This is a genomic window from Kutzneria kofuensis (assembly GCF_014203355.1).
GTDB classification, from domain to species: domain Bacteria; phylum Actinomycetota; class Actinomycetes; order Mycobacteriales; family Pseudonocardiaceae; genus Kutzneria; species Kutzneria kofuensis.
In genome coordinates this window covers 773,125-796,701 of the sequence record NZ_JACHIR010000001.1, presented here as the reverse complement: position 1 = coordinate 796,701, position 23,577 = coordinate 773,125, and the positions used below count along the sequence as shown (strand labels likewise).

22 protein-coding genes, 3 pseudogenes and 1 riboswitch are annotated in these 23,577 nt (G+C 69.9%); of the genes and pseudogenes, 12 read left to right on the top strand and 13 right to left on the bottom strand.

Translation table 11 applies throughout. The annotated features are described in order from the left end of the window. The first annotated feature begins 35 nt into the window (after positions 1–35). A complete protein-coding gene (locus BJ998_RS03545) occupies positions 36–974 on the top strand; it encodes a heme o synthase (RefSeq protein WP_246488867.1) in 939 nt (312 codons plus the stop codon). Between the two features lie 131 nt (positions 975–1,105). On the opposite strand, the gene BJ998_RS03540 is transcribed toward BJ998_RS03545, so the two are convergent. Next, positions 1,106–1,564: a hypothetical protein gene (locus tag BJ998_RS03540; protein WP_184858433.1), complete on the bottom strand. Its 459-nt coding sequence runs from the start codon at positions 1,562–1,564 to the stop codon at positions 1,106–1,108. After that, a complete protein-coding gene (locus BJ998_RS03535; RefSeq protein WP_184858431.1) occupies positions 1,561–2,145 on the bottom strand; it encodes an RNA polymerase sigma factor in 585 nt (194 codons plus the stop codon). The genes BJ998_RS03540 and BJ998_RS03535 overlap by 4 nt, the downstream gene beginning before the upstream one ends. 155 nt (positions 2,146–2,300) lie before the next feature. Between BJ998_RS03535 and BJ998_RS03530 the strand changes: the two genes are divergently transcribed. From BJ998_RS03530 to BJ998_RS03505, 6 genes are all read left to right on the top strand, one after another. Further along, on the top strand, positions 2,301–2,840 hold the full coding sequence (locus tag BJ998_RS03530) for an FKBP-type peptidyl-prolyl cis-trans isomerase (RefSeq protein ID WP_184858429.1): 540 nt from the start codon (positions 2,301–2,303) through the stop codon (positions 2,838–2,840). Between the two features lie 59 nt (positions 2,841–2,899). After that, positions 2,900–3,109, top strand: a complete 210-nt coding sequence (locus tag BJ998_RS03525) for a hypothetical protein (protein ID WP_184858427.1) — start codon at positions 2,900–2,902, stop codon at positions 3,107–3,109. Continuing rightward, on the top strand, positions 3,109–3,861 hold the full coding sequence (locus BJ998_RS03520; RefSeq protein WP_184858426.1) for a glycosyltransferase family 2 protein: 753 nt from the start codon (positions 3,109–3,111) through the stop codon (positions 3,859–3,861). Before BJ998_RS03525 ends, BJ998_RS03520 begins: the two co-directional genes overlap by 1 nt. A gap of 4 nt (positions 3,862–3,865) precedes the next feature. Further along, positions 3,866–3,955: riboswitch (ZMP/ZTP riboswitch) on the top strand. 31 nt (positions 3,956–3,986) lie between these two features. Continuing rightward, complete coding sequence (gene glyA, locus BJ998_RS03515) at positions 3,987–5,249, top strand: serine hydroxymethyltransferase (RefSeq protein WP_184858424.1); 1,263 nt, start codon at positions 3,987–3,989, stop codon at positions 5,247–5,249. Between the two features lie 3 nt (positions 5,250–5,252). Next, positions 5,253–7,460 carry an SF1B family DNA helicase RecD2 gene (recD2, locus tag BJ998_RS03510; RefSeq protein ID WP_184858422.1) on the top strand — a complete coding sequence of 736 codons (2,208 nt, stop codon included), beginning with the start codon at positions 5,253–5,255 and terminating at the stop codon, positions 7,458–7,460. A gap of 36 nt (positions 7,461–7,496) precedes the next feature. Next, complete coding sequence (locus BJ998_RS03505; RefSeq protein WP_184858420.1) at positions 7,497–7,880, top strand: peptidase inhibitor family I36 protein; 384 nt, start codon at positions 7,497–7,499, stop codon at positions 7,878–7,880. A gap of 69 nt (positions 7,881–7,949) precedes the next feature. Here the strand turns inward: BJ998_RS03505 and BJ998_RS03500 are convergent, their stop codons facing one another. Further along, a complete protein-coding gene (locus tag BJ998_RS03500) occupies positions 7,950–9,032 on the bottom strand; it encodes an aldo/keto reductase (protein WP_184858418.1) in 1,083 nt (360 codons plus the stop codon). Positions 9,033–9,185: 153 nt separating this feature from the next. Between BJ998_RS03500 and BJ998_RS03495 the strand changes: the two genes are divergently transcribed. Further along, positions 9,186–10,073, top strand: coding sequence for an AraC family transcriptional regulator (locus BJ998_RS03495; RefSeq protein WP_184858416.1), 888 nt, complete (start codon positions 9,186–9,188; stop codon positions 10,071–10,073). A 352-nt stretch (positions 10,074–10,425) separates the two neighbouring features. Further along, positions 10,426–10,550, top strand: a pseudogene (locus BJ998_RS03490) (IS5/IS1182 family transposase); the annotation flags it as partial. 299 nt (positions 10,551–10,849) lie between these two features. Here BJ998_RS03490 and BJ998_RS49490 read toward each other — a convergent pair. The 3 genes and pseudogenes from BJ998_RS49490 to BJ998_RS03480 form a co-directional block, all read right to left on the bottom strand. Next, positions 10,850–10,972: pseudogene (locus BJ998_RS49490) on the bottom strand (Lsr2 family DNA-binding protein); the annotation flags it as partial. Positions 10,973–11,635: 663 nt separating this feature from the next. After that, a pseudogene (locus tag BJ998_RS49485) lies at positions 11,636–11,911 on the bottom strand (ankyrin repeat domain-containing protein); the annotation flags it as partial. 502 nt (positions 11,912–12,413) lie between these two features. Beyond that, positions 12,414–12,800, bottom strand: coding sequence for a MerR family transcriptional regulator (locus tag BJ998_RS03480; RefSeq protein ID WP_184858414.1), 387 nt, complete (start codon positions 12,798–12,800; stop codon positions 12,414–12,416). 76 nt (positions 12,801–12,876) lie between these two features. Here BJ998_RS03480 and BJ998_RS03475 point away from each other — a divergent pair, with 76 nt between their 5' ends. Together BJ998_RS03475 and BJ998_RS03470 are read left to right on the top strand one after the other, a co-directional pair. Continuing rightward, positions 12,877–13,680 carry an SDR family oxidoreductase gene (locus tag BJ998_RS03475; RefSeq protein WP_184858413.1) on the top strand — a complete coding sequence of 268 codons (804 nt, stop codon included), beginning with the start codon at positions 12,877–12,879 and terminating at the stop codon, positions 13,678–13,680. A gap of 71 nt (positions 13,681–13,751) precedes the next feature. Then, positions 13,752–14,651, top strand: a complete 900-nt coding sequence (locus BJ998_RS03470; protein ID WP_184858411.1) for a nucleoside hydrolase — start codon at positions 13,752–13,754, stop codon at positions 14,649–14,651. On the opposite strand, the gene BJ998_RS03465 is transcribed toward BJ998_RS03470, so the two are convergent. From BJ998_RS03465 to BJ998_RS48985, 4 genes are all read right to left on the bottom strand, one after another. Continuing rightward, on the bottom strand, positions 14,641–15,420 hold the full coding sequence (locus BJ998_RS03465) for a SigB/SigF/SigG family RNA polymerase sigma factor (protein ID WP_184858409.1): 780 nt from the start codon (positions 15,418–15,420) through the stop codon (positions 14,641–14,643). The genes BJ998_RS03470 and BJ998_RS03465 overlap by 11 nt on opposite strands. After that, on the bottom strand, positions 15,417–15,896 hold the full coding sequence (locus BJ998_RS03460; RefSeq protein ID WP_184858407.1) for an ATP-binding protein: 480 nt from the start codon (positions 15,894–15,896) through the stop codon (positions 15,417–15,419). The genes BJ998_RS03465 and BJ998_RS03460 overlap by 4 nt, the downstream gene beginning before the upstream one ends. A 16-nt stretch (positions 15,897–15,912) precedes the next feature. Further along, complete coding sequence (locus BJ998_RS48465; RefSeq protein WP_312889902.1) at positions 15,913–16,275, bottom strand: STAS domain-containing protein; 363 nt, start codon at positions 16,273–16,275, stop codon at positions 15,913–15,915. 146 nt (positions 16,276–16,421) lie between these two features. Next, a complete protein-coding gene (locus tag BJ998_RS48985; protein ID WP_184858403.1) occupies positions 16,422–17,108 on the bottom strand; it encodes an ANTAR domain-containing protein in 687 nt (228 codons plus the stop codon). A 104-nt stretch (positions 17,109–17,212) separates the two neighbouring features. Here BJ998_RS48985 and BJ998_RS03445 point away from each other — a divergent pair, with 104 nt between their 5' ends. Then, positions 17,213–17,515: a WhiB family transcriptional regulator gene (locus tag BJ998_RS03445; protein WP_184858401.1), complete on the top strand. Its 303-nt coding sequence runs from the start codon at positions 17,213–17,215 to the stop codon at positions 17,513–17,515. Here the strand turns inward: BJ998_RS03445 and treZ are convergent. From treZ to glgX, 3 genes are read right to left on the bottom strand one after another with little or no spacing between them, the layout of a single operon-like run. Next, positions 17,512–19,200, bottom strand: a complete 1,689-nt coding sequence (treZ, locus tag BJ998_RS03440) for a malto-oligosyltrehalose trehalohydrolase (RefSeq protein WP_184858399.1) — start codon at positions 19,198–19,200, stop codon at positions 17,512–17,514. The genes BJ998_RS03445 and treZ overlap by 4 nt on opposite strands. After that, positions 19,197–21,389 carry a malto-oligosyltrehalose synthase gene (treY, locus tag BJ998_RS03435; protein ID WP_184858396.1) on the bottom strand — a complete coding sequence of 731 codons (2,193 nt, stop codon included), beginning with the start codon at positions 21,387–21,389 and terminating at the stop codon, positions 19,197–19,199. The genes treZ and treY overlap by 4 nt, the downstream gene beginning before the upstream one ends. Then, entirely contained in the window at positions 21,386–23,500 is a 2,115-nt protein-coding gene (gene glgX, locus BJ998_RS03430; RefSeq protein ID WP_184858394.1) for a glycogen debranching protein GlgX, read from the bottom strand. The genes treY and glgX overlap by 4 nt, the downstream gene beginning before the upstream one ends. Positions 23,501–23,577 lie beyond the last annotated feature (77 nt).

Here is a 23,577-nt window from a genome sequence, read left to right as displayed (position 1 = left end):
GGAGCGAGATGCCGCCGGTGAGCCCGACACAGGGAATGCCTGGCAGCACCGCCGTCGACGCCACCACCACATCCGGTCGCTCCGTGCGCGCCGTGCTCAGGGCGTACGTCGCCCTGATGAAACCGCGCGTGATCGAACTGCTGCTGGTGACGACGATCCCAGCGATGTTGCTCGCACAGCGTGGAATTCCGTCGGTGTGGCTGGTGCTGGCCACGCTGCTGGGCGGCACCATGGCCGCCGGCAGCGCCAACGCGCTCAACTGTGTCGTCGACGCGGACATCGACAAGGTGATGAAGCGGACCAAGGCCCGCCCGCTGGCCACCCACGAGGTGCCGGTGCGCAGCGCCCTGGTGTTCGGCCTGGCGCTGGGCGTGGGCTCGTTCGCCTTCCTCTGGCTGACCACGAACCTGCTGTCCGCGGTGCTGGCCGTGGTCACCATCCTGTTCTACGTCTTCGTCTACACGATGGGGCTGAAGCGGCGGACGTCGCAGAACATCGTGTGGGGCGGCGCCGCCGGCTGCATGCCGGTGGTGATCGGCTGGTCCGCGGTCACCGGCACGGTCGGCTGGCAGGCGCTGGTCATGTTCGGCGTCATCTTCTTCTGGACGCCGCCGCATTTCTGGGCGCTGGCAATGAAGTTCAAGGACGACTACGCCGCCGCGAAGGTGCCCATGCTGCCGGTGGTGGCAACTCGGGAACAGGTTTCGCGACAGATTGTCGTGTACTCCTGGGTGATGGTCGGCTGGACGCTGCTGTTGCTGCCCGCGACCAGTTGGATCTACGGAGTGTTCGCCGTCGTGTTCGGCGCGTGGTTCCTGGTGTTCGCCCACCGTTTGCACAATGCGGTCAAGCGGGGCCAGGCCGGCAGCCCGATGAAGCTGTTCCACCTCTCCAACACGTATCTGATGCTGGTGTTCGTGGCGCTCGCGGCCGACGCCGTGGTGGGCCTGCCCACCTTCGGGCTCCCCTTTTGACGGGATGCGCGGGTTCGCGCCGATGCCTGGACCGCGGGCTTAGCTCGATCGAGTCTGTCCATCGATCGAGCTAAGCCAAGGGAAGGCATCGGCTTAAAGGCGAACCCGCCCCGCGCGGAACGCGCGGCATGTCACAGCGTGATGGGCGGCGTGGTGAGGGACACGTCCGTGGCGCTCACGACCAGGTGCGCCGGGCCGTGGCGAAGTCCGTTGATGGTGAACCGGCCGTGCACGTCGCTGCGGGTGCACAGGCGCTGGTCGTCGGTGCGCAGCTCGACGTCGTGGCTGCCGGGCGGGGACAGCCGGCCGTCCATCCGCACGGTGCCGTCCCGGTTGACGCCGACGCTGAGGCTGATGGTCAGGGCGTCGCTGTCGAAGGTGATGCGGCCGACGTCGTCGGAGCCGGTGCGCTGCCGGCACACCGCGACGGACGGCGGTCCCAGGCGCACGCCGTGCAGTGCCACCGCGCAGCGGACCCGGTCGACCAGGTCGGGGGGCGGCGGGTCGGCGGCGGACCACAGGTCCCGTACGGCGGCCAGGATGCGCAGGTCCAGCTCGTCGATCGGGTCGTCCGGGCGCAGCGAGGTCATCCCCACTCTCCTTCCGGGTCGGCGATCAGCAGCTCCCGTAACTTCGCCAGGCACCGGCCGCGGGTCGGGCCGATGCTGCCGCGCGGCATGCCCAGTCGGTTCGCGACCAGGCCGTAGTCCGGGCGGGGCGTGAAGGCGACCACCCGCAGCAGCTGCTGGCAGCGGGCGGACAGCTGGTCGACGGCCTTCCACAGGCGCCGCCGCTGGTCGGTGACCAGGGCCTGCTCGGCCGGCCCCGGGGTGGCGTCGAGCAGGTCGGCGAACGCGTCGTCGCCGGCCAGGGTCTCGTTGCGGTGCGCGTCCTTGGCCCGCCACGCCTCCCGCTTGGTCGCGGTGACCAGCCAGGCGGTCAGCGCGGCCGGGGTGTGGATGTCGGCCAGCGACCGCAGCAGGTTCAGCCAGGTGGTCTGCACCACGTCGGCGCAGTTGCCGGCGTCGAGGCCCTGTGCCCTGGCGACGTGCCAGAGCAGCGGCGTCAGCTCGACGATCAGCGGGTCCATGCCGCCGCGCGGGTCGGCGCGGGCGGCCTCGAGCAGGACGGCGATCTGTTCGTAGCGATTGTCGGTGTCCCCGTCACCCATGTCGGTCGGTGGCCTTCCCGGTCCGTGCCGCGGGCGTCCCACCATTGCCCCCTCCGCTCCCTCGTCCTGGTAATCAGGGACGGGCGGGTCGGATGGGGATACCTACCGGTAGGTCACGAACAGGTAACGCGCAGCGCCCGTTAGGCTCGCGCACCATGCGCACAGCCGGCCTCGTGGCCATGATCCTCGCCACCCTGCTCGGGGCGGCCGCCTGCGGCGGCTCCTCGTCCGCAGGCAACCAGCCCGCGTCCTCCGACGCGCCCAAGAAGCCGTGCACGGCGGACGACGTGCAGGTCAGCGGCGCGTTCGGCGCCAAGCCGACGATCACCGTCCCGGACACCTGCACGCCGCCGACGCAGCAGCTGAGCAAGGACCTCACGCCCGGCACCGGGGCCGAGGTCAAGACCGGCGACGCCGTCGCGACGTACTACGACCTGGTCACCTGGTCGGACAAGCAGGAGGTGGACTCCTCCTGGGCGCACCAGCCGTTCCAGCCGTTCACCGTGCAGCCGGTCGGGCAGGCGCAGGTCATCCAGGGCTGGAACGACGGCCTGGTCGGCATGAAGCAGGGCGGCCGCCGGCTGCTGATCATCCCGCCGGACAAGGGCTACGGCACCACCGGCAACCAGGGCATCAAGCCCAACGAGACGCTGGTGTTCGTCGTGGACGCCGTCACCGTCACCGCCGCGTCCTGACCTGCGGAAACGGCACCTGCGGTCCGGCTGGTTCCGGCCGGACCGTATGGTGGGCGCTCGTGACGGGAGACGATGAGGAGGCCGAGTTCGTAGCGGACCCGGTCGCCGAGAAGATGTACACCGTGTGCCACCAGTGCGGCGGCATCGGCGAGGTGCCGATCCCGGTGCTCGCGGTCGTCGGCGGCGTCGGCCGCACCGCCACCGCCAACCGCACGTGTCACGTCTGCGACACCAACGGTCGGCTGACGGGCATGGTGCCGCCGATCTGATGAGTGAGCCATTCCTCTCGATCGGCCTGATCGCACGGGACAAGTTCAGCGGGGCTCCGACGGCGCTCGCCGCCGTGCTGGCCGACCTGCCCCCGAACAGCGAGGTCGTGGTGTTCGACGCCGGCTACCCGGCGGAGCTGGCGGCCCGCCTGCGTGAGCTGGGCGGCGACCGGCTCCGGTGGCAGGCCACGCAGCGCCACGCCAACACCAACCTGGTGTGGAACCAGTTCGTCGCGACGACCCGGTCGAAGCACCTGATGTGTGTGGAGAACGACGTCGAGCTGCGGCCGGGCGCGAGCGCCGAACTGATGTCGATGCTCGCCTCCGGCTACTGCGACGTGGCCGTGCCGGTGGTGCACGAGGACGAGGTGGGCAACCCGCACTTCGACCCGGCCCCGACCGGCGTGCGCCGGATCGTCACGCAGCTGGAGCGGCACTGCTTCGCCCTGTCGCGGGCGACGGCGCTGCGGCTCGGCGGGCTGGACGAGCAGATGTGGTGCCGCACCGACCTCGACCTCGGGCTGACCCTGCAGCTGCACGGGCTCGCCGTCGGCGTCACGCCCAACGCGGCCGCGGTGTTCCGGCGCCACCAGGACCCGGCCGTGGACCGCGACTTCTACGACCACCGCTGGGACCTGGCGCGGGTGGCCGCGGCCAACGAGCGGGTGCGGGCGAAATGGCGCATCGAACCCGCGGGCGAGGCCTGCCGGATGCGAGCCCTGCTTGAGGACAACCCCGGCGTCGCGGTTTAGGATCACTCAGCGTCGCGACTGGCGTGTTGGGGTGGAATCGACCACCGGGGAGCGACCGCAGTACACGGTGGCGTCGCGCGCCTGGGTGTCAGCTGCCACGACCGCATTGACTCGGGAGTTTGACGATGCATCAGCCCGCACTCACCGCACTGACCGCCACCGACCCCGAGCTGGCCGGACTGGTCGAGTCCGAGGCCAAGCGCCAGCACGACAAGATCCGTCTGATCGCCTCCGAGAACTACGTCTCCACCGCCGTGCTCGAGGCGACCGGCACCGTGCTCACCAACAAGTACTCCGAGGGCTACGCCGGCAAGCGCTACTACGAGGGTCAGCAGTTCATCGACCCGATCGAGCAGCTGGCGATCCAGCGGGCCAAGGACGTGTTCGGCGTCGAGCACGCCAACGTGCAGCCGTACTCCGGCTCGCCGGCGAACCTGGCGATCTACCTGGCCTTCCTCAAGCCGGGCGAGACCGTGATGGGCATGGGGCTGCCGTCGGGCGGGCACCTGACCCACGGCTGGACGGTGTCGGCCACCGGCAAGTGGTTCAACGCCGTCCGCTACGGCGTGACCAAGGAGACCGGCCGCGTCGACATGGACGAGGTGCGCGACCTGGCCCTGGCCGAGCGGCCGAAGGTGATCTTCTGCGGCGGCACGGCCATCCCGCGCACCATCGACTTCCCGGCGTTCGCCGAGATCGCCCGTGAGGTCGGCGCCGTGCTGGCCGCGGACGTCGCGCACATCGCCGGCCTGATCGCCGGCGGCGCGCACCCGTCCCCGGTCGGCCACGCCAACGTGATCTCCACGACCACGCACAAGACGCTGCGCGGCCCGCGCGGCGCGATGCTGATGTCCGACGCCGAGCACGCGTCGGCGCTGGACAAGGCCGTGTTCCCCGGCCTGCAGGGCGGCCCGCACAACCACACAACCGCCGGCATCGCGGTCGCCCTCAAGGAGGCGGCGACCGAGGACTTCCGGACGTACGCGCACAACGTGGTGGCCAACGCGCAGGCGCTCGCGGCGGCGCTGTCCGAGCGCGGCTTCGACCTGGTCTCCGGCGGCACCGACAACCACCTGCTGCTGATCGACCTGACATCCAAGAACGTCGCCGGCAAGCCGGCGGCCAAGGCGCTGGACCGGGCCGGCATCGAGCTGAACTACAACACCGTGCCGTTCGACCCGCGCAAGCCGTTCGACCCGTCCGGCATCCGGCTGGGCACCGCCGCGATCACCACCCGCGGCCTCGGCGTCGAGCAGATGCCGCAGCTGGCGGCGTGGATCGACCGGGTCGTGACCGCGGCCGCCAACGGCGACGAGTCCGTCATCGACACCACCGCGGCCGAGATCTCCGAGCTGCTGGCGGGCTACCCGATGCCGGGCTGGGCCTGATCGATGCCAGGCTCCGGGGACTCGCTCGGCTACGCCGTCGTCGAGGGTTCACTGGAGCGGATCACCTACGCCAACGAGGAGACCGGGTACACCGTCGCCAAGGTCGACACCGGCCGCGGCGCCGGTGACCTGCTCACCGTCGTGGGGTCGTTGCTGGGCGCGCAGCCGGGGGAGAGCCTCCGGCTGCGCGGCCGGTGGGGCAGCCATCCCCAGTACGGCAAGCAGTTCCTCGTCGACTCGTACAGCACCGTGCTGCCGGCCACCGTGCAGGGCATCCGGCGGTACCTGGGTTCCGGGCTGGTCAAGGGCATCGGGCCGCGGATCGCCGACCGGATCGTCGAGCACTTCGGGCTGACCGCGCTGGACGTCATCGAGACCGACGTCGGCCGGTTGATCGAGGTGCCGGGGCTGGGCCCCAAGCGCACCAAGCTGATCGCCGCGGCGTGGGAGGAACAGAAGGCCATCAAGGAGGTCATGCTGTTCCTGCAGGGCGTCGGCGTGTCGACGTCGCTGGGGGTGCGGATCTACAAGACGTACCGGGACGACTCGATCCGGGTGGTGAAGGAGGAGCCGTACCGGCTGGCCGCCGACGTGTGGGGCATCGGCTTCAAGACCGCCGACGTGCTGGCGCAGGCCGTCGGCATCCCGCACGACAGCCCGCAGCGGGTGAAGGCCGGCATCCAGTACACGCTGTCGCAGGCCTCCGACGACGGCAACTGCTTTCTGCCGCAGGACGAGTTGATCGCCAAGGCCGTGGAGATCCTGGAGGTCTCCAGCGTGCTGGTGGGGGACTGCCTGCGTGAGCTGGTCGCGGAGGAGGGCGTCGTCCGGGAGGAGCTGTTCGAGGGCGATCCGGCCGCGATCTACCTGGTTCCGTTCTACCGAGCCGAAATCTCCCTGGCCGGGCAGCTGACCCGGCTGCTCGCGTCCGATGTGGACAGGATGCCGTCGTTCGCCTCGGTCGACTGGGGCAAGGCGTTGGAGTGGCTGCGGCGGTCCACCGGCACGACGCTGGCGCCGGAGCAGGAGCAGGCCGTTCGGTTGGCGCTGACGGAAAAGGTCGCCGTGCTGACCGGCGGTCCCGGCTGCGGCAAGAGTTTCACCGTGCGGTCCATCGTGATGCTGGCCAAGGCCAAGAACGCCAAGGTGCTGCTGGCCGCGCCCACCGGCCGGGCGGCCAAGCGGCTGGCCGAGCTCACCGGGGTCGACGCCGCGACCGTGCACCGGATGCTGGAGCTCAAGCCCGGCGGCGACGCCGCCTACGACCGGGACCGCCCGCTGGACGTGGACCTGCTCGTCGTCGACGAGGTGTCCATGCTGGACCTGTTGCTGGCCAACAAGTTGCTCAAGGCCGTGCCGCCCGGGGCGCACGTGCTGCTCGTCGGCGACGTCGACCAGCTGCCCAGCGTCGGCGCCGGCGAGGTCCTGCGGGATCTGCTGGCCGCCGAGCCGATCCCCCGGGTGCGGCTGACCCAGATCTTCCGCCAGGCCCAGCAGTCCGGCGTTGTCACCAACGCGCACCTGATCAACTCCGGCCGTCAGCCCGTGACCGACGGGCTGCCCGACTTCTTCCTGTTCGCCCAGGACGACACCGATGCCGTCGCCGCCCTGACCGTCGACGTCGTGGCCAACCGCATCCCCCGCAAGTTCGGCCTCGACCCTCGCCGGGACGTCCAGGTGCTCGCCCCCATGCACCGCGGCCCCGCCGGCGCCGGCACGCTGAACACCTTGCTGCAGGAGGCTTTGACGCCCGCCAAGCCGGGGTTGCCCGAACGCCGCTTCGGCGGCCGCGTCTTCCGCGTCGGCGACAAGGTCACCCAGATTCGCAACAACTACGACAAGGGCGTGGCCGGGGTCTTCAACGGCACCGTCGGCGTCGTCACCGGCCTGTCGGTGGAGGAGCAGACCCTCACCGTCCGCACCGACGAGGACGAGGACGTCGACTACGAGTTCGGGGAACTGGACGAACTCGTCCACGCCTACGCCATCACCATCCACCGCTCCCAGGGCAGCGAGTACCCCTGTGTGGTCATTCCCATCACCACCAGCGCCTGGATGATGCTGCAGCGCAACCTGCTCTACACCGCCGTCACCCGCGCCAAGAAACTGGTCGTCCTGGTCGGTTCCCGCCGCGCCATCCACCAGGCCGTGCGAACTCCCTCCACCGGTCGCCGTTACACGGCGCTGGCCCATCGGATCCGCACGGCTTGACCCGCTGTCGGCCATCCGCCTGGCCTCTTGTGTTCGTTGATCGGCGCCGTGTTCGCGGCTTGCGCTCTCGCTGCCGGTCTTGTCGCGATCAGTGGTGGCCAGGCCATGGCGAGCCCGGGGCTGAAAGATGAACCATGTCCCAGCGACTACCTGTGTGCGTACGAGGAAGAACAGTTCTACGGCGAGATGAGCAAGGTCAAGGTGACCGACCCGGACATGACCGACGAGGCTGATCGTCACATTTTCCGGGACCATGTCGAGTCGCTCGTCCATAACAACTCATGCAAGGCTCACTTGTACGAGAAGAAGAACTTCGAGGGGGAGGAAGCCGTCCTGGCGTTCGGTGGCAAGATCAAAGACATCAAGCTGAGGCATCTCGCGCTCAAGCATCCCATCCTCTCGGTCAAGTCCGAGTGCTGACCACGTTGTGGTGAGCGGTCCGGGAACGCGGACGCGTTCCCGGACCGCTCCTTCTGGTGGTCGCGCCGGTCAGTAGCGGACATCGCTGGCCAGTAGCGGCGGGTACACGGTGGACTCGACACCGTCCACGGTGGTTCCGGCGAACTGGAGCATGTCCCGCTGGGCGCCGTGCATGGGGGCCGGGTAGTTCAGCACCGGGGTGGAAACCTCGTCCAGGGCACGGAGCTGCGAGGGCGACAGAACGACGTCGATGCCGGCGAGGTTGTCGGTGAGGTGCTCGAGCCGCCGAGCGCCGACGATGGGCACGACGGTGCCCTGACGCGCCCGAAGCCAGGCCAGGGACACGGCGGCGGGGGTGGTGCCGAGGTCCTGGGCGACGGCGGCGACGGCCTCGATGACGTCGAACTCCTCCTCGGTGGGGCCACCGACGTAAGCGACGCGCTCGGAGTCGGCGACCATGGCGCCGCGGCGGTACTTGCCGGACAGGAACCCGTTCTTCAGGGGACTCCACGGCGTCAGGGCCATGCCCTGGTCCAGCGCGAGCGGCGCGAGCTCACCCTCGACGGTACGGGCGAGCAGCGAGTACTCGACCTGCAGCGCGATGATCGGCGACCAGCCCCGCAGCAGCGCCAGGGTCTGGGCCTGGGCGGTGACCCACGCGGGGGTGTTGGAGAAGCCGACGTACCGGATCTTGCCGGCGGTCACGAGGTCGTCCAGCGTGCGCATGGTCTCCTCGATCGGCGTGTGCCGGTCCCAGTTGTGCAGCCAGTACAGGTCGAGGTAGTCGGTGTTCAGCCGGCGCAGGCTCTCGTGCAGCTGGGCGATGATCGACGCCCGGCCGGCGCCGCCGCCGTTGGGGTCGCCGGGCCACATGTTGCCGAAGAACTTGGACGCCAGCACGACGTGCTGGCGCCGGCCGGGGCGGGCGGCGAAGAAGTCGCCGACGATCTTCTCGGAGTGCCCGTTGCTGTAGAAGTTGGCGGTGTCGATGAAGTTCCCGCCCCGGTCGAGATAGGTCGACATGATCTTCTCGGACTCGTCGACGTCGCAGCCGGACGAGCCGGGGTCGGTGCCGAAGGTCATCGCGCCGAGGGCGAACGGGCTGACCCGCAGCCCGGAGCGGCCGAGGGTGACGTAGTGGTCGAGCGGCATGATCGGCTCCCGATGGATCGGTTTCGTGTCCGTTCCATCTCAGCGCGCGGGGGCCGCGGGCCGGTAGACCGATCCGCCCCGGCTCTTGCACGATCCTGCCGATTTCGCCCCGATCGGATTGCCGCCGGTGCTCCGGGGTGCTGTCATGGTGGCATGGCGCTTGACGAGATCCGGGACCTGATCGCGCGGCATGCCCGGCCGGGCATGGAAACCCGCATCGACGGGCTGCGGGTGTCCAGTGTGGACAGCACCGAGGAGCATCACTCGCTGACCGAGCCCATGCTCGTCGTGCTGGCGCAGGGAGGCAAGCGCCTGCTGCTCGGCGACCAGGTGCACGAGTACCGCGCCGGCGACTGCCTGGTGGTCAGCGCCGAGGTGCCGCTGAGCGGCCACTTCTTCGACGTCAGCAAGGAAGCGCCGGCCCTGGGCATGGGGTTGGCGCTACGTCCGGCCGTGATCGCCCCGCTGCTGCTCGCCGCGCCCACCGACCGGCGGCCCGCGCCGGCGATCGCGACCGGCCGGGCGGAGCCCGAACTGCTCGACGCCGTGCTGCGCATGCTGCGGCTGCTCGACCACCCGGCCGACGCGCGGGTGCTCGCGCCGCTGTACGAGCAGGAGATCCTGTGGCGGCTGCTGACCGGCCCGCACGGGCCGCTGGTCCGCCAGATCGGCCTCGCCGACAGCGGGCTCTCCCTGGTCGGACGGGCGATCCGGTGGATAAGGGAGAACTACGCCGAGCCGATCCGGGTCGCCGACCTGGCCCGGCTGGCCGGCATGAGCGAGTCCGCGTTCCACCGGCACTTCCGGTCGGTCACGACGATGAGCCCGATCCAGTTCCGCAAGATCATCCGGCTGCAGGAGGCGCGGTCGCTGCTCGTCGCCCGCCCCGGCGACGTCGCCGGCATCGGGCATCTCGTCGGCTACGACAGCCCGACGCAGTTCAGCCGCGAGTACCGGGAGCTGTTCGGCGCCCCGCCCGGCCAGGACGCCGCCCGGCTGCGCGCCGACTCCGGCGCGTTCGGGCTGCCGCAACTGCCCTGAAGGGTTAATCGGCGGACGCCGCCGGAAACGCCGGTTTCACTGGCCCGATGCGGCTTCCCGACGGGTATCGGACCGAACGGCCGGCGTTGTGGAGTCTCGATCTCGATGCCCCTTTCTCAATGATCTTGGCCCCTGCCTGGCACTGGGGCCAAGATCATTGAGGTTGATCATGTTCTGGCACCTGCTGCGCCGTTCGAGTGGAACCGGCGACTCGCCGCTGTCGCTCGAGCAGCAGATTCGCCCTGGGGTGTAGCTCTGGAACGGTCCGGCGGCTCACCTGAACGGGGCACCATGCCGACTGCACCACACGGCCCTGCGACGTTGGTCCATGTCCGCATCCCAGGGCAGACATTGGAACTCGCTGCTCAAGACCAGCTTCAAGGCGCTGCGCACGTCAGCCTGTGCCCATGGAAGATCGGCGTCATCGCCGCAGCAGCGCTGGTCATCCTCCACGTCGAGCACAGTCGCACAACATGATCACACATAGCGACGAACTGTTACGCGGAAAGCTTCAGTCAGAGGTCCCCCGCCAGGCTCATCCGGGCGTTTCCCGGGAGTTCTTTTTGGAACATCGGCCAGCAACGCCCGCACCATTAGCGCTGACGTCACCTTCGGCTGCGGGCGGTTGAACATCCATCCCAAGCCCTCGGTAAGGCTGTGGAGGTCAGCGTCCCAGCCGGCGATGTCCTGAGCAGTAACGACCTCGACCGTGGCACGGGATACGCACGGTCAGCCGACCCGGTTCAAGATCTCGAAATGTAGTACATGCACGTCGGTCAACTGCCGTGGGGAGCCTGGAACTTGGCCACCAGCTCGGCCGGGATGCGGCCGCGGTCGGAGATCTTCTCCCCCTGGCTGCGGGCCCACTCGCGAATGGCCTGGTCCTGCGCGCGGTCGCCGCCCGGGTGAGGGTAGTAGCGTTCGGGAAGACGGATCCAGGCGTCTGGCGGGCCGCTGATCGCGCGCCTGTCGGCAGGCTGCAGCCCTACGTACGCGAAGCAGTACGCGAGCGCCTGGTCCTGGTACAGGTAGGTCAGCAGCACGTCACCCTCCTCGTTGGGCTCGCCGCCGGGGTGCAGGTCGTGGGCGACGACCTCACCGTCGCGGGTGATGCTGCCCTGATGGCCACTCTTGGGGTTGGCATACATGCCGTAACACGTCGTGCCCGCCGACAACGCCGTCGTCACACGCGACATTTCTGGCCCGTACCCCCAGGGCTGTGCGAGCACGCACCCGCCGGGCACGCCGGTGACCCACATGGTCAGGATCGTGTCGGGGCCGTTCGGGTCCTCCGCCCACATCATCTGCTCGTAGTCGCCGTTGACGATCTCGGCGTCGAGTCTGCGCACCGCCTCAGCGACGTCGACGCCCGCGACACAGGCGATGCCGAGCCCCTCGAGGCACGAGCCGCCGACCGCAGCGATCAGTTGCCGGCTCTGCTGCACCACGGCGGCCTCCTCCTGGGTGAGCGACTCGTTCGAGCCGAACAGCTCCGGCGTGGGGCCGGCGAGGCTCAGCCGCCCCGGCGACCAGCCCGACATCATGTCCCGCCACGGGTCCGCGCCCGCGGCCACCAGGACGCGGGCGTTGTCCGGCCGCTTCGCGGCCACCGCCCGCCACAGCGCCGTATGCCCGTGCACCATCGCGTCCACATCGTCCACCCGCCGCGCGAGCTCGGCCACAACCTCTGCCGAGCCGTCTTGGGCCGCCACATGCAGCGGCGGCCCGAACGGCCAGCCGCCGGCGTTCGGGTCCGCACCCTCCTCCAGCCGCGCCCGCACCTTGTCGAGATCTGTCCAACCGTGCCAACCGAAGCCCCAGCCCTCATAGTCGGTCATGGCACCAACCATGGCGCGGTGAGCGGCCGGACGGGGCCGCTTCCACTCAGAATGGCGTCCCCACGCCACCATGGCGTCCCCACGCCAGCGACATGGCCCCTGCCGATGATCAGTCCTGCAAGACCCGGTCGCCAATGAGCGGACAGATTAGCTGTCATGGTGCAGCGAGGTTGATGCCTCGGCTTCCGTGGCTGCCCGTGGCGCATCGGCAACATCGTCGCGGCCGCCCTGGTCCTGCTCCACCACACGGCGAACGAGGGCGACATGTGAAGTTGTCGGCGCTGGGAGCGGGTGCCTGCCGTACGCGCAGCGCCGTCCGATTCCGGCTCGGCGCTCGGCCAGCCAAGTCGACGGCGTCGTCGTTCAGGCTCCAGCCGAAGAAGTGCCGCGAAATCGAGAGCGATCTTGGGTGACATCGGAGTGAGACAGACCTAGACCCGCAGGTCCGAGTGCGGGTTCGCATGGTCGATCAGTCGGCCGACATGAACCCCGGCCACAGTCGTCAACTGGACCGCTCGTGTCGGGTGGCCGGCTTGAGTCGCGACTCGAGGTCGGCGATCTTGGCCGCGATCGTGGTCCGGGTCGCGTCGAGTTTCTCGGCTTGGCGGTCGAGGTCGGCCAACTTCTCCCGCAGGAACTCCAACTGGCGATCGACAGTCAGTGTGCCATCGTCGAACGTGGCCGCCAGCGCTTTGACGTCGGCGATGGACATCCCCGAACGTCGCGCCTGCAGCAGCAGCCGCAGCCGCTCAACCGCCGCGTCGTCAAAGTCGCGGTATCCGTTCGGCCGCCGCGCGACGTGGCGATCATCCAGCAGCCCCTCACGCTCGTAATAGCGCACGGTGTCGGTACTCACTCCGAGCAGTGCCGCGACCTCGTGAACCAGCATGATCGACCGCCTTGACATTGGAGCGCACTCCAAAGTTTAGCGTTCGCGGCACAGCGACCCGACGGTGGAGGAACGCATGGCACGGACCGTACTCATCACAGGTGCAAGTGGAGGTGTTGGTCGCGCAGTCGCCCAACGGTTCCGCACGGACGGGGCGATCGTCATCGCCGGATACCGCGACCCCGCCGCCCGTGAAGCGCTCGCCGCGATGGGCTGCCAGCCAGTCCGCCTGGATGTCACCACCGAGTCGGATGTGCTCACCGCGACCAAGGGTGACATCGACGTCGTGGTCAATGCCGCCGGCGCATCCCAGGGCGGGCCGCTGGAAGAGCTCCCCCTCGACGCTCTGCGCCGGCAATTCGACGTGAACGTGTTGGGAGCACTACGGGTCACGCAGCTCGTCGCACCGGGCATGCGCCGACGCGGATACGGCAGGATCGTGAACATCAGCTCGGTCGCGGGCCAGGTCACGATGCCCGGTATGGGCGCGTACGCGATGAGCAAGCACAGCCTGGAATCGATGAGCGCAGCGCTGCGTCAGGAGTTGAAGGCGTTCGGCATCGGGGTGAGCGTGATCCAACCAGGCGGCATCGACACACCGTTCGCCGAGACCGAACGGCGCACCTTCCGCCACGGACGACCGGACGGGCCATACGCCGACTTCACCACCCGGGTCGTCGACCGACTCAGCCGCAATCCAGTCGCCCTGCACCCCGAACACGTCGCGCGTGTGGTCCACCGCGCCGCCACCGCCAAACATCCGCGGCCGTGTTACCGCGTCGGCGGACTCGCCCAGATCATGCTCGGCGTCCACCACATTCTGCCGAGCCGCGTCTGGGACCGACTCGTCCCCAAGATCACCCCGACGCCCGCGAGATAGATCCAAGATCCTCGCTCACGCTGCTGCCGAAGAAGTGCCGGCGGCGTGCGCGGGACTGACACGATGGCGGCATGACGACACGGGTGATCCTCGACTGCGACCCCGGGCACGACGACGCGCTGGCGATCCTGCTGGCAGCACGGAACCTCGACCTGCGGGCGATCACCACCGTCGCCGGCAACCAGACGCTGGCCAAGACCACGCTCAACGCCCGCCGGATGTGCACCGTCGCCGGCATCCTAGACATGCCGATCGCCGCCGGCCTCGACCGCCCGCTGGCGCAGGCTCCGCTGTACGCCGAGGAGATCCACGGCGACTCCGGCCTCGACGGCCCCCACTTCCCGCCGCCGACCGTCGACGTCGACCCGCGCAGCGCCCTCCAGCTCGCCACCGACGTTCTCACCGAACCGACGACCATCATCGCCACCGGACCGCTGACCAACGTGGCAACCCTGCTGCGCAACGACGTCGGCAACGTCGACCGGATCGTGCTCATGGGCGGCTCCACCGGCCGTGGCAACATGGCGCCGTTGGCGGAGTTCAACATCCTCGCCGACCCCGAGGCCGCCGACATCGTCTTCCGCTCCGGCGTCCCCGTCACCATGTGCGGCCTGGACGTCACCCACCAGGCCCTGGCCACGCCCCAGGTGCTCGACCGCGTCGCCGCCCTCGGCACCCCGCTCGCCCGCATCTGCCACCAGCTGCTGACGTTCTTCGCCGACTCCTACCGGGCCTACTTCGGCTTCGAGTCCCCGCCCCTGCACGACCCCGTCGCCGTCGCCGCCGTCATCGACCCCACCGTCATCTCGGCCCGCCCCGTCAACGTCGAGATCGAGCTCACCGGCACCCACACCCGCGGCGCCACCGTCGTCGACCTGCACCGGGTCACCGGCCGCAAGCCGAATGCGCTGGTGGCGACGGGATTGAACGTGGACCGCTTCTGGGACCTGATGATCGGCGCTATTCGCTGAGCAGTCCCTTGCGCAGTTCCACCAGGGTTCGCGCCAGCAGGCGGGACACGTGCATCTGGGAGATGCCGATCCGGTCGGCGATCTGGGTCTGGGTGAGGTTGCCGAAGAAGCGCAGCAGGATGATGGTGCGTTCCCGCTCCGGCAGCTGCTGCAGCAGGGGCTGCAGGGCCTCGCGGTTCTCGACGCCCATCAGCTCCGGGTCGTCGTCGCCGAGGGCGTCGCCCAGGGACACGGACTTGTCGGTGCCGACGAGCAGCTCGTCGAGCGAGGAGCTGCGGTAGGCGTTGCTGGCCTCGAGGCCCTCGTACACCTCGTCCTTGCTGATGCCCAGATGTGAGGCGAGCTCACTGGGGGTGGGGGCGCGGCCGAGGTGCTGGGAGAGTTCGTTGGTCGCGCCGGTGATGGCCAGGTGCAGCTCCTTGAGCCGCCGCGGCACCCGCACGGACCAACTGGTGTCCCGGAAGTGCCGGCGCACCTCGCCCATGATCGTGGGCACGGCGAACGACAGGAAGTCGCTGCCGCGCGTCGGGTCGAAGCGGTCGATGGCGCTGATCAGGCCGACGGTGGCGACCTGCACGAGGTCGTCGTGCGGCTCGCCGCGCTGCCCGAAGCGCCGCGCGATGTGCTGGGCCACCGGCAGGAACTCGGTCACCAGGCGGTCCCGCAGCTCACCGCGCCGCGGGTCGTCGGCCGCCAACTCGGCCAGCTCCGCGAGCAGCGGATCCAGGTGGGCGTAGTCGTTGGTGGCGCGCTCGGAGGACTGTGTCACAGGCCCACCACGTCGTCGGCTCGCTTCTTCAGCAGGTCGAACCGCAGCACGTGGCCGCCGCCGGGCGCGGGCACGACCCACGTGTTCACGGCGTCGGTGAGCGCGGTCAGCACCCGCCAGCCGAAGCTCTCCCGGCTCGGCGGCACCGCGGAACCGGTGCGGGCCTCCGCGGAGAAGTGGATCTGGTCGGACTCGATGCCGAACCGGCACACCAGGTCCCCGTCGGGGACGGCGCGCGAGATCAGCTCCGAACAGGCCTCGTCCACGGCCATCTTCAGGTCGGAGATCGCGTCCAGCGTGAAATCGGCACGCATCGCCAGGTCGGCGGCCACCGCCCGGACGACGGACAGGTGCGCGGGAGACGCGGCGATGCGCACCTCCACGTCGGCCCCGGGCGCGGGCTTCTCGCTGGTGGTGGTGCTGGGCTCGTGCTCGCTCACTGTCACCTCGGTGCCGTCGACGTCTACCTCGGCCATTCTTCCCCCCAACCGCTCAGCCGGGCGCGCCGACCGCGTCGTCCCGGGTGGGAAACGTGGTCAACACCTCAGTCAGCCCGGTGATCTCCAGCGGCCGGCGCACCGACCGGCCATTGGCGACCAGGCGTAGCTCCACCTGCCGCCGCTGCGCCTCGTGCGAGGCCTCCACCAGCACGGCCAGCCCGGCCGAGCCGAGGAAGCTGACCCCGGACAGGTCGAGCACGAACACCGTGCAGTCGTCCAGCTCCGCCGTCACGACGGCGCGCAGGCTCGGCGCGGTGAGCATGTCCACCTCCCCGCTGACGGTGGCGACGGCCACACCCGGGGCGGGGCGGTCCACCACCACGTCGATCGGGAGAGCGCTGCTGTTCTCGGTCACGTTCAGGCCACTGTCCTCACGCGTCGCGGAAAGGAGTAACTGTCGGGATCGCGGCACCGACGAAGAGGCGGCGGCTGCTTGCTCAACCGCTGCGCTCGACACCGTACGGAGCGCTTGCCGGCGGCACAAGCCGGCCACGCCGGTGATCATCCGTCCCTGCCGAGCGCCTGCCACGTCATGCGGGCGGCCTGCACGGCGGCCGGCGGCGGCACGGTGGTCGGGCCGGTGTCCGGCTCCTGGTCGCCGACGGGCGCGCCGCCGACGACCTCGACCAGCGCCGCCGACAGATCCCGTAACTTCACGTTGAAGTGCTGGCTGGACCGCACCAGCGCGCGGAACGCCGCCCCGGAGTCGCACCGCAGCCGGCCCATCACCAGGCCCTTCGCCTGCTCGATGAGCCGGCGGTTCTGCACCATCTCCACCATCTGGTCGGCGCGCAGCACCTCGTCGGCGCAGAACTCGATGACCGCGGTCGCCGTGGCCAGCAGGGGCTCGACCTGGTCGATGACCCGGAGGTCGTCCTCCTTGGGCTCGTGGTCGGTGTAGACCGAGAGCACCGACGGGCCCTCCTCGGTCCAGCTGCCCGGCACCGCCGTGATCCAACTCACGCCGTCCGGCAGCGCCTCGACCAGGGTCTCCTCGCCGGTCGCGGCGGCCACCACCGGGCCGTCGCCGCGTCGCCACTGCTCGGGGTCGCGGTCCACGGCCGTGCCGATCGCGCGCAGGCTTCGCGAGTTCGTGCTCACGCCGGCTCCGTCGCAGCCGGGCACACGCTCGACCAGGTGCGCGAGCAGCCGGTCGAGCAGTTCGGGGCCGAATCTCACCTCGTCCACGGGTGCCGGATACCCGGTCGGGGGAGATCGTCAAACCCGGGGGTTTGGGTACTTCGCGTTCGGGTACCAGAGGGCGGACGACGAGTACTTTCCAGGAGGCGCACATGGCCGACGTGCACCGGCTACCCATTCCGGTCTCGGAGAACTGGGACTGGCAGCGCCTCGGCGCCTGCCGGGGCGCCAACAGCGCTGTCTTCTTCCATCCTGACAGCGAACGCGGCTCCGCGCGACAGCAGCGGGAGGCCAACGCGAAGCGGATCTGCCACTCCTGCCCGGTGCGCGCCGAATGCCTGCGACACGCGATCCAGGTCCAGGAGCCGTACGGCATCTGGGGCGGCATGGGCGAGAACGAGCGCCGCGCCGTGATCTCCGCGACCAGGAGGCGCGTCAAGTCCCGCGCCAGCTAATCCCCCTCGACCACCGTCACCGATTCGGGCGCGCCCGGGGACTTCGAGCTGAACAGCACGGTCCCCGGGACGTCCGCGTGCTCGCCGCCGAGATTGCAGACCACCCGCAGGCCACCGCGGTGCAGCGTGACGATGCGGCGGTCCTCGTCGACGTCGACGGACAGCCGGTGCAGCCGGGGATCGGACAGTTCGGGACGGCTGCGGCGCAGCGCGATCAGCGCCCGGTAGGTGGCCAGCACCTCGCCGTGGCCGGTGTCGCCGACCTCGTCCCAGCGCAGCTTGGACCGCTCGAAGGTGGCGGGATCCATCGGGTCCGGCACGTCCTGCTCGGCCCAGCCGTGCTCGGCGAACTCGGACCGGCGGCCGGTGCGGACGGCGTCGGCCAGCTTCGGGTCCGGGAACGAGGCGAAGAACTGCCACGGCGTCGACGCCGCCCACTCCTCGCCCATGAAGATCATCGGCGTGTACGGGGAGCACAGCACGATCGCCGCCCCGCAGGCCAGCAGGCCGGGGGACACCGTCGCGGACAGCCGGTCGCCGGTGGCGCGGTTGCCGATCTGGTCGTGGTTCTGCAGGTACGCCAGGAAGCGGTGGCCCGGCGTGGTGAGCGTGTTCACCGGGCGGCCGTGGTGCCGGCCGCGGAACGACGACCACGTGCCGGCGTGGAAGAAGACCCCGGTCAGCGTGGCCGCAAGCGCTTGCAGTGAGCCGAAGTCGCCGTAGTAGCCCTGGGTTTCGCCGGACAGCGTGGAGTGCAGGCAGTGGTGCAGGTCGTCGCTCCACTGGGCGTGCAGGCCGTAGCCGCCGGCCTCCCGCGGCGTGACGAGCTTCGGGTCGTTCAGGTCCGATTCGGCGATGAGTGTGAGCGGCCGCCGGACGTGCGCGGAAAGAGCGTCCACTTCGGACGACAGCTCCTCGAGCAGATGCGTCGCCCGCCGGTCGGCCAGCGCGTGCACGGCGTCGAGCCGCAGGCCGTCGACGTGGAAGTCGCGCAGCCAGCTCAACGCGTTGTCGATGACGTACCGACGGACCTCGTCGGACTGCGGGCCGTCGAGATTCAGGGTCGGGCCCCAGATCGTCTCGCCGGCGAAGTACGGCCCGAACCGGTCGAGGTAGGCGCCGGACGGCCCGAGGTGGTTGTAGACGACGTCGAGCAGCACGGCCAGGCCGCGGTTGTGACAGGCGTCGACGAACCGCTTGAACCCGTCGGGACCACCGTACGGGTCGTGCGCCGCGTACCACAGCACGCCGTCGTACCCCCAGCCGTGCGGGCCGTCGAAAGCGTTGATTGGCAACACTTCCACGAAGTCGATGCCGAGCTCGACGAGGTGGTCCAGCCGGCCGATGGCCGCGTCGAAGGTGCCCTCGGGCGTGAACGTGCCGATGTGCAGCTCGTACACGATCCCGCCGGGCAGCTGCCGGCCCGTCCAGCCGGCATCGGTCCACCGGAACTCGTCGTGGTCGTAGCGACGGGATCGCGCGTGCACGCCGTCGGGCTGCCAGCGGGAGCGCGGGTCGGGCAGCTCCGCCGGCTCGTCGTCCAGCTGGAAGGCGTAGTCCGGTGCGGCGTCGGGCACCTCGGCCCGCCACCAGCCGTCCTCGCCGCGCGCCATCTCGTGCACGGACGGTCCATTGTGGACGCGAACCCGGGAACGGTTCGGGGCCCACACGGCGAACTCGGTCACGAACGCACCACCAAGGCAACCGGATACGGGGACAACAGCTCGGACAGCAGGGGAGCATGCGACACCGGTCGCCCGGTGATCACGTCCGTCCACTCCCCGGCGGGCAGCGGCAACACGGTATCCCGCCAACCGCCGGCGGACGCCAGGCCGATCGGCAACCTCGTGCACACTGCGACAAGTCGGTCCCCCCGCGCGAACGCCAGCGCGTGGTCGGCGGCCGGGCCCTGCGCCGGCACCGGACGGTAGCCCGTGAACAGCTCGGGCCGTTCCCGGCGCAGCCGCAGCACGCGGGACGTGACCAGCAGCTTGGCCGCGCCGGACTCGTCGATCTCGGGCAGCCAGCCGTCGTCGATCCGGGCCAGCAGGGCGGCCCGCTGCTCGAAGTCCACCGGCCGCCGGTTGTCCGGGTCCACCAGCGAGAAGTCCCACAGCTCGGTGCCCTGGTACACGTCCGGCACGCCCGGTCCGGCCAGCTGCAGCAGCTTCTGCCCCAGCGAGTTCGACCAGCCCGCCGGCGTGATCCGCTCGACGAACCCGGTGACCTCGGCCATCAGCGCGGCGTCGCCGAACACGTCCTCCGGCCAGGCCGCGATCGCCTTGTCGGCCTCCGGATTCGAGTCCACCCACGAGGTGACCAGCTTGGCCTCCTTGGCCGCCTTGGCCAGGTAGTCCCGCAGCCGGTCGCCGCTGATCGGGTACGCCCCGACGAGCGTCTGCCAGCCCAGCCGGGTCAGCGACTCCTCCGGCAGCGGCTTCTGCTGGGACCAGCGGCGATACGGCGTCTCGAAGTCCACTTCGGACAGCACAGCCAGCCGGGCCCGGACGTCCTCGGCCCGCTTGGTGTCGTGAGTGGACAGTGCCGTCATCGTCTCCGGCGCGCCGGCCGCGCGGGCCTGCATGGCGACGTGGAACTCGGTCGGCGACACGCCGAACCGCTCCGGGTCGCTGCCGACCTCGTTCAGCGCCACGAACCGGTTGTAGCGGTAGAAGGCCGTGTCCTCGACGCCCTTGGCCATCACCATGCCGGACGTCTGCTGCACGCGGGTCGCCAGCTCACCGTGCGGATCGGCCAGCATCAGCTCGGCGATCTCCGCCGCCCGCGGCGACGCCTCGGCCGCCTGCTCCAGCGAGTCGCGGCCCTCCGGCAGGTAGCTGCGGTACACCGGGAACGACGACAGGAGCTCGATGACGGCATCCTCGTCGTCGAACGGCAGCAGCGCGTTGATCCGCCGCACCTCCGCCCGCAGCAGCGTCCTCGCGACGTTGAGCCGGCACTGCCTCTCCAGCTCCCGCAACGATTCCGGGCTCTCCGGCTCACCGGCCGGGTCGATGAACACGCCGCAGATCTCGCGCAGCGCGTCGTACCCGGTGGTGCCGGCGACCGGCCACGACACCGGCAGCGACTCGCCGACGGCGAGGATCTTCTCCGCCACGATCCACGTGTCCGGCGCGGCATCCCGCAGCCGGCGCAGGTACCCGCCCGGGTCCGAGAGGCCGTCCGGGTGGTCGATACGCAGGCCGTCGACGCCCCAGCTCAGCACGTGCCGGTGCGTCGCATCGAAGACCTCCGGATCCTCGACGCGCACCGCCGCCAGCGTGTTGATGTCGAAGAACCGCCGGTAGTTGAGGTCGGTGTTGGCGGTCCGCCAGTGCACCAGCCGATAGTGCTGGCGCTCGTGCACCTCCTGCGGCGTGCCGCCCCCGGTTCCCGGCGCCACCGGGAACATCTGCTCGTAGTAGACGAGCCGGTCGCCCTCCAGGCGCAGCTCCTCCAGGCCGTGCTCGTCGCCGAGGATCGGCACCATCAGCGGCCCGCGCGACCAGTCGATGTCGAACTTGGCGGCGTGCTCGGACTCCCGCCCGTAGCGCAGCACGTCCCACCACCACGGGTTGGCCTGCGGCACCGAGATGCCCACGTGGTTGGGCACGATGTCGACGACGAAGCCCAGGCCCAGCTCGCGCAGCCGGTCGTGCAGCGCCTGCCGCCCGACCTCGCCGCCGAGCCCGGCCGATGTCGCCGTCGGGTCGGTGACGTCGTAGCCGTGCGTGGAACCGGGCGTCGCCTGCAGCAGCGGCGACGCGTACAGCGCGCCGACACCGAGCCGTTGCAGGTAGCCCGCGATCTGCTTGGCCCGCGCGAAACCCATGCCGGGCCCGAACTGGATCCGGTACGTGGACGAGGGAATCATTCGGAACTCCGCTGCAGGACGACCAGCGACCGGGCCGGCACCGGCAGCATGGAGCCGCCCTCCAGTTCGGTGGCCGGCTCCGCGTTCGACTCGACCGACGTGTCCACCACGACCCGCCAGTTGCTGCCGTACTCGCCGTCCGGGATCCGGAAGTCGACCTCTTCGTAGTGGGCGTTGAAGCACAGCAGGAACGAGTCGTCGGTGACCCACTCGCCCCGCCGGTCCAGCTCGTCCATCGCGTCGCCGTTGAGGAAGACGCTGACGCAGCGGCCGAAGTCGGTGTCCCAGTCGGCCTCGGTCATCTCCTCGCCCGACGGCGCGAACCAGGCGATGTCCCGCCGGTCGTCGCCCCGGCGCAGCGGCCGGCCCTGGAAGAACTTGCGCCGCCGGAACACCGGGTGCTCGGCCCGCAGCGCGGCCAGCCGCCCGGTGAACTCGATCAGGTCGGCGTTGTCCTTGGCCAGCGACCAGTCGATCCAGGACGTCTCGTTGTCCTGGCAGTACACGTTGTTGTTGCCGTGCTGGGTCCGGCCCATCTCGTCGCCGTGCAGCAGCATCGGCACGCCCTGGGACAGGAACAGGGTGGCCAGGAAGTTGCGCCGCTGCTTGGCCCGCAGCGCCAGCACCGCCGGGTCCTCGGTCGGACCCTCCGCGCCGCAGTTCCAGGACCGGTTGTCGTTGGCCCCGTCGTTGCCGCCCTCGCCGTTGGCCTCGTTGTGCTTGTCGTTGTACGACACCAGGTCGTTGAGGGTGAAACCGTCGTGCGCGGTGACGAAGTTGATCGAGGCGAACGGCCGCCGGCCGTCGTCCTGGTACAGGTCGGAGGAGCCGGTGATGCGCGAGGCGAACTCGCCGAGCGTGCCGGCCTCGCCGCGCCAGAAGTCCCGCACGGTGTCCCGGAACTGGCCGTTCCACTCCGTCCACAGGGGAGGGAAGTTGCCCACCTGATAGCCACCGGGACCGACGTCCCACGGCTCCGCGATCAGCTTCACCTGACTGACCACCGGGTCCTGCTGCACGATGTCGAAGAAGGCCGACAGTCGATCAACGTCGTAGAACTCACGGGCCAGGGTAGCCGCCAGATCGAAGCGGAAACCGTCCACGTGCATCTCGGTCACCCAGTACCGCAGCGAGTCCATGATCAGCTGCAGCGTGTGCGGGTTGCGCGCGTTGAGCGAGTTGCCGGTGCCGGTGTAGTCCATGTAGTAGCGGGGGTCGTCGTCGACCAGCCGGTAGTACGCGGCGTTGTCGATGCCGCGCATGGACAGCGTCGGGCCCATGTGGTTGCCCTCGGCGGTGTGGTTGTAGACCACGTCGAGGATGACCTCGATGCCGGCGTCGTGCAGCGACCGCACCATCGCCTTGAACTCCTGCACCTGGTTGCCCAGCGCGCCCTGCGAGGCGTACCGGTTGTGCGGGGCCAGGAAGGCGATCGTGTTGTAACCCCAGTAGTTGCTCAGGCCACGCTGGGTGAGGTGGTGGTCGTCGACGAACTGGTGCACCGGCATCAGCTCGACCGCCGTCACCCCGAGCCGGGTGAAGTGCTCGATCATCACCGGGTGGGCCAGGCCCGAGTAGGTGCCGCGCAGGTCCTCGGGGATGAACGGGTGGTTGATCGTGGTGCCCCGGACGTGCGCCTCGTAGATCACGGTCTCGTGGTACGGGGTGCGTGGCCGGCGGTCGTCGGCCCAGTCGAAGAAGGGGTTGATCACCACCGACTTGGGCAGGTGCGGCGCCGAGTCGGCGTCGTTGCGCTCGTCCGGGTTGTCGAACCGGTAGCCGAACAGCGACTCGTCCCAGTCGACGCCGCCGTCCACGGCCTTCGCGTACGGGTCGATGAGCAGCTTGTTCGGATTGCAGCGCAGGCCGTTGGCCGGATCGTACGGCCCGTGCACGCGGTAGCCGTAGCGCTGCCCGGGGCCGATGCCCGGCAGGTAGCCGTGGTGCACGAAACCGTCCACCTCCGGCAGTCGCACCACGGTCTCCGTGCCGTCCGCCTCGAACAGACACAGATCGACGAACTCAGCAACCTCCGAGAACAACGCGAAGTTCGTGCCGGCGCCGTCGTACGAGGCGCCGAGCGGGTAGGAGGTGCCCGGCCACGGACGCATTGCCGCTCCTTCCAACATGTGCCGAACGATCAAATCATCCGGGCGCGTGGTGGGCCACTGAACCACGAAAGTGGAAG

What these genes read in the sequence shown, in the direction of transcription:
- BJ998_RS03545 (WP_246488867.1), top strand. Translation starts at nt 36, where the DNA reads ATGCCTGGCAGCACCGCCGTCGACGCCACCACCACATCCGGTCGCTCC.
- BJ998_RS03540 (WP_184858433.1), bottom strand. Translation starts at nt 1,564, where the DNA reads ATGACCTCGCTGCGCCCGGACGACCCGATCGACGAGCTGGACCTGCGC.
- BJ998_RS03535 (WP_184858431.1), bottom strand. Translation starts at nt 2,145, where the DNA reads ATGGGTGACGGGGACACCGACAATCGCTACGAACAGATCGCCGTCCTG.
- BJ998_RS03530 (WP_184858429.1), top strand. Translation starts at nt 2,301, where the DNA reads ATGCGCACAGCCGGCCTCGTGGCCATGATCCTCGCCACCCTGCTCGGG.
- BJ998_RS03520 (WP_184858426.1), top strand. Translation starts at nt 3,109, where the DNA reads ATGAGTGAGCCATTCCTCTCGATCGGCCTGATCGCACGGGACAAGTTC.
- glyA (WP_184858424.1), top strand. Translation starts at nt 3,987, where the DNA reads ATGCATCAGCCCGCACTCACCGCACTGACCGCCACCGACCCCGAGCTG.
- recD2 (WP_184858422.1), top strand. Translation starts at nt 5,253, where the DNA reads ATGCCAGGCTCCGGGGACTCGCTCGGCTACGCCGTCGTCGAGGGTTCA.
- BJ998_RS03500 (WP_184858418.1), bottom strand. Translation starts at nt 9,032, where the DNA reads ATGCCGCTCGACCACTACGTCACCCTCGGCCGCTCCGGGCTGCGGGTC.
- BJ998_RS03495 (WP_184858416.1), top strand. Translation starts at nt 9,186, where the DNA reads ATGGCGCTTGACGAGATCCGGGACCTGATCGCGCGGCATGCCCGGCCG.
- BJ998_RS03480 (WP_184858414.1), bottom strand. Translation starts at nt 12,800, where the DNA reads ATGCTGGTTCACGAGGTCGCGGCACTGCTCGGAGTGAGTACCGACACC.
- BJ998_RS03475 (WP_184858413.1), top strand. Translation starts at nt 12,877, where the DNA reads ATGGCACGGACCGTACTCATCACAGGTGCAAGTGGAGGTGTTGGTCGC.
- BJ998_RS03470 (WP_184858411.1), top strand. Translation starts at nt 13,752, where the DNA reads ATGACGACACGGGTGATCCTCGACTGCGACCCCGGGCACGACGACGCG.
- BJ998_RS03460 (WP_184858407.1), bottom strand. Translation starts at nt 15,896, where the DNA reads ATGGCCGAGGTAGACGTCGACGGCACCGAGGTGACAGTGAGCGAGCAC.
- BJ998_RS03445 (WP_184858401.1), top strand. Translation starts at nt 17,213, where the DNA reads ATGGCCGACGTGCACCGGCTACCCATTCCGGTCTCGGAGAACTGGGAC.
- treY (WP_184858396.1), bottom strand. Translation starts at nt 21,389, where the DNA reads ATGATTCCCTCGTCCACGTACCGGATCCAGTTCGGGCCCGGCATGGGT.
- glgX (WP_184858394.1), bottom strand. Translation starts at nt 23,500, where the DNA reads ATGCGTCCGTGGCCGGGCACCTCCTACCCGCTCGGCGCCTCGTACGAC.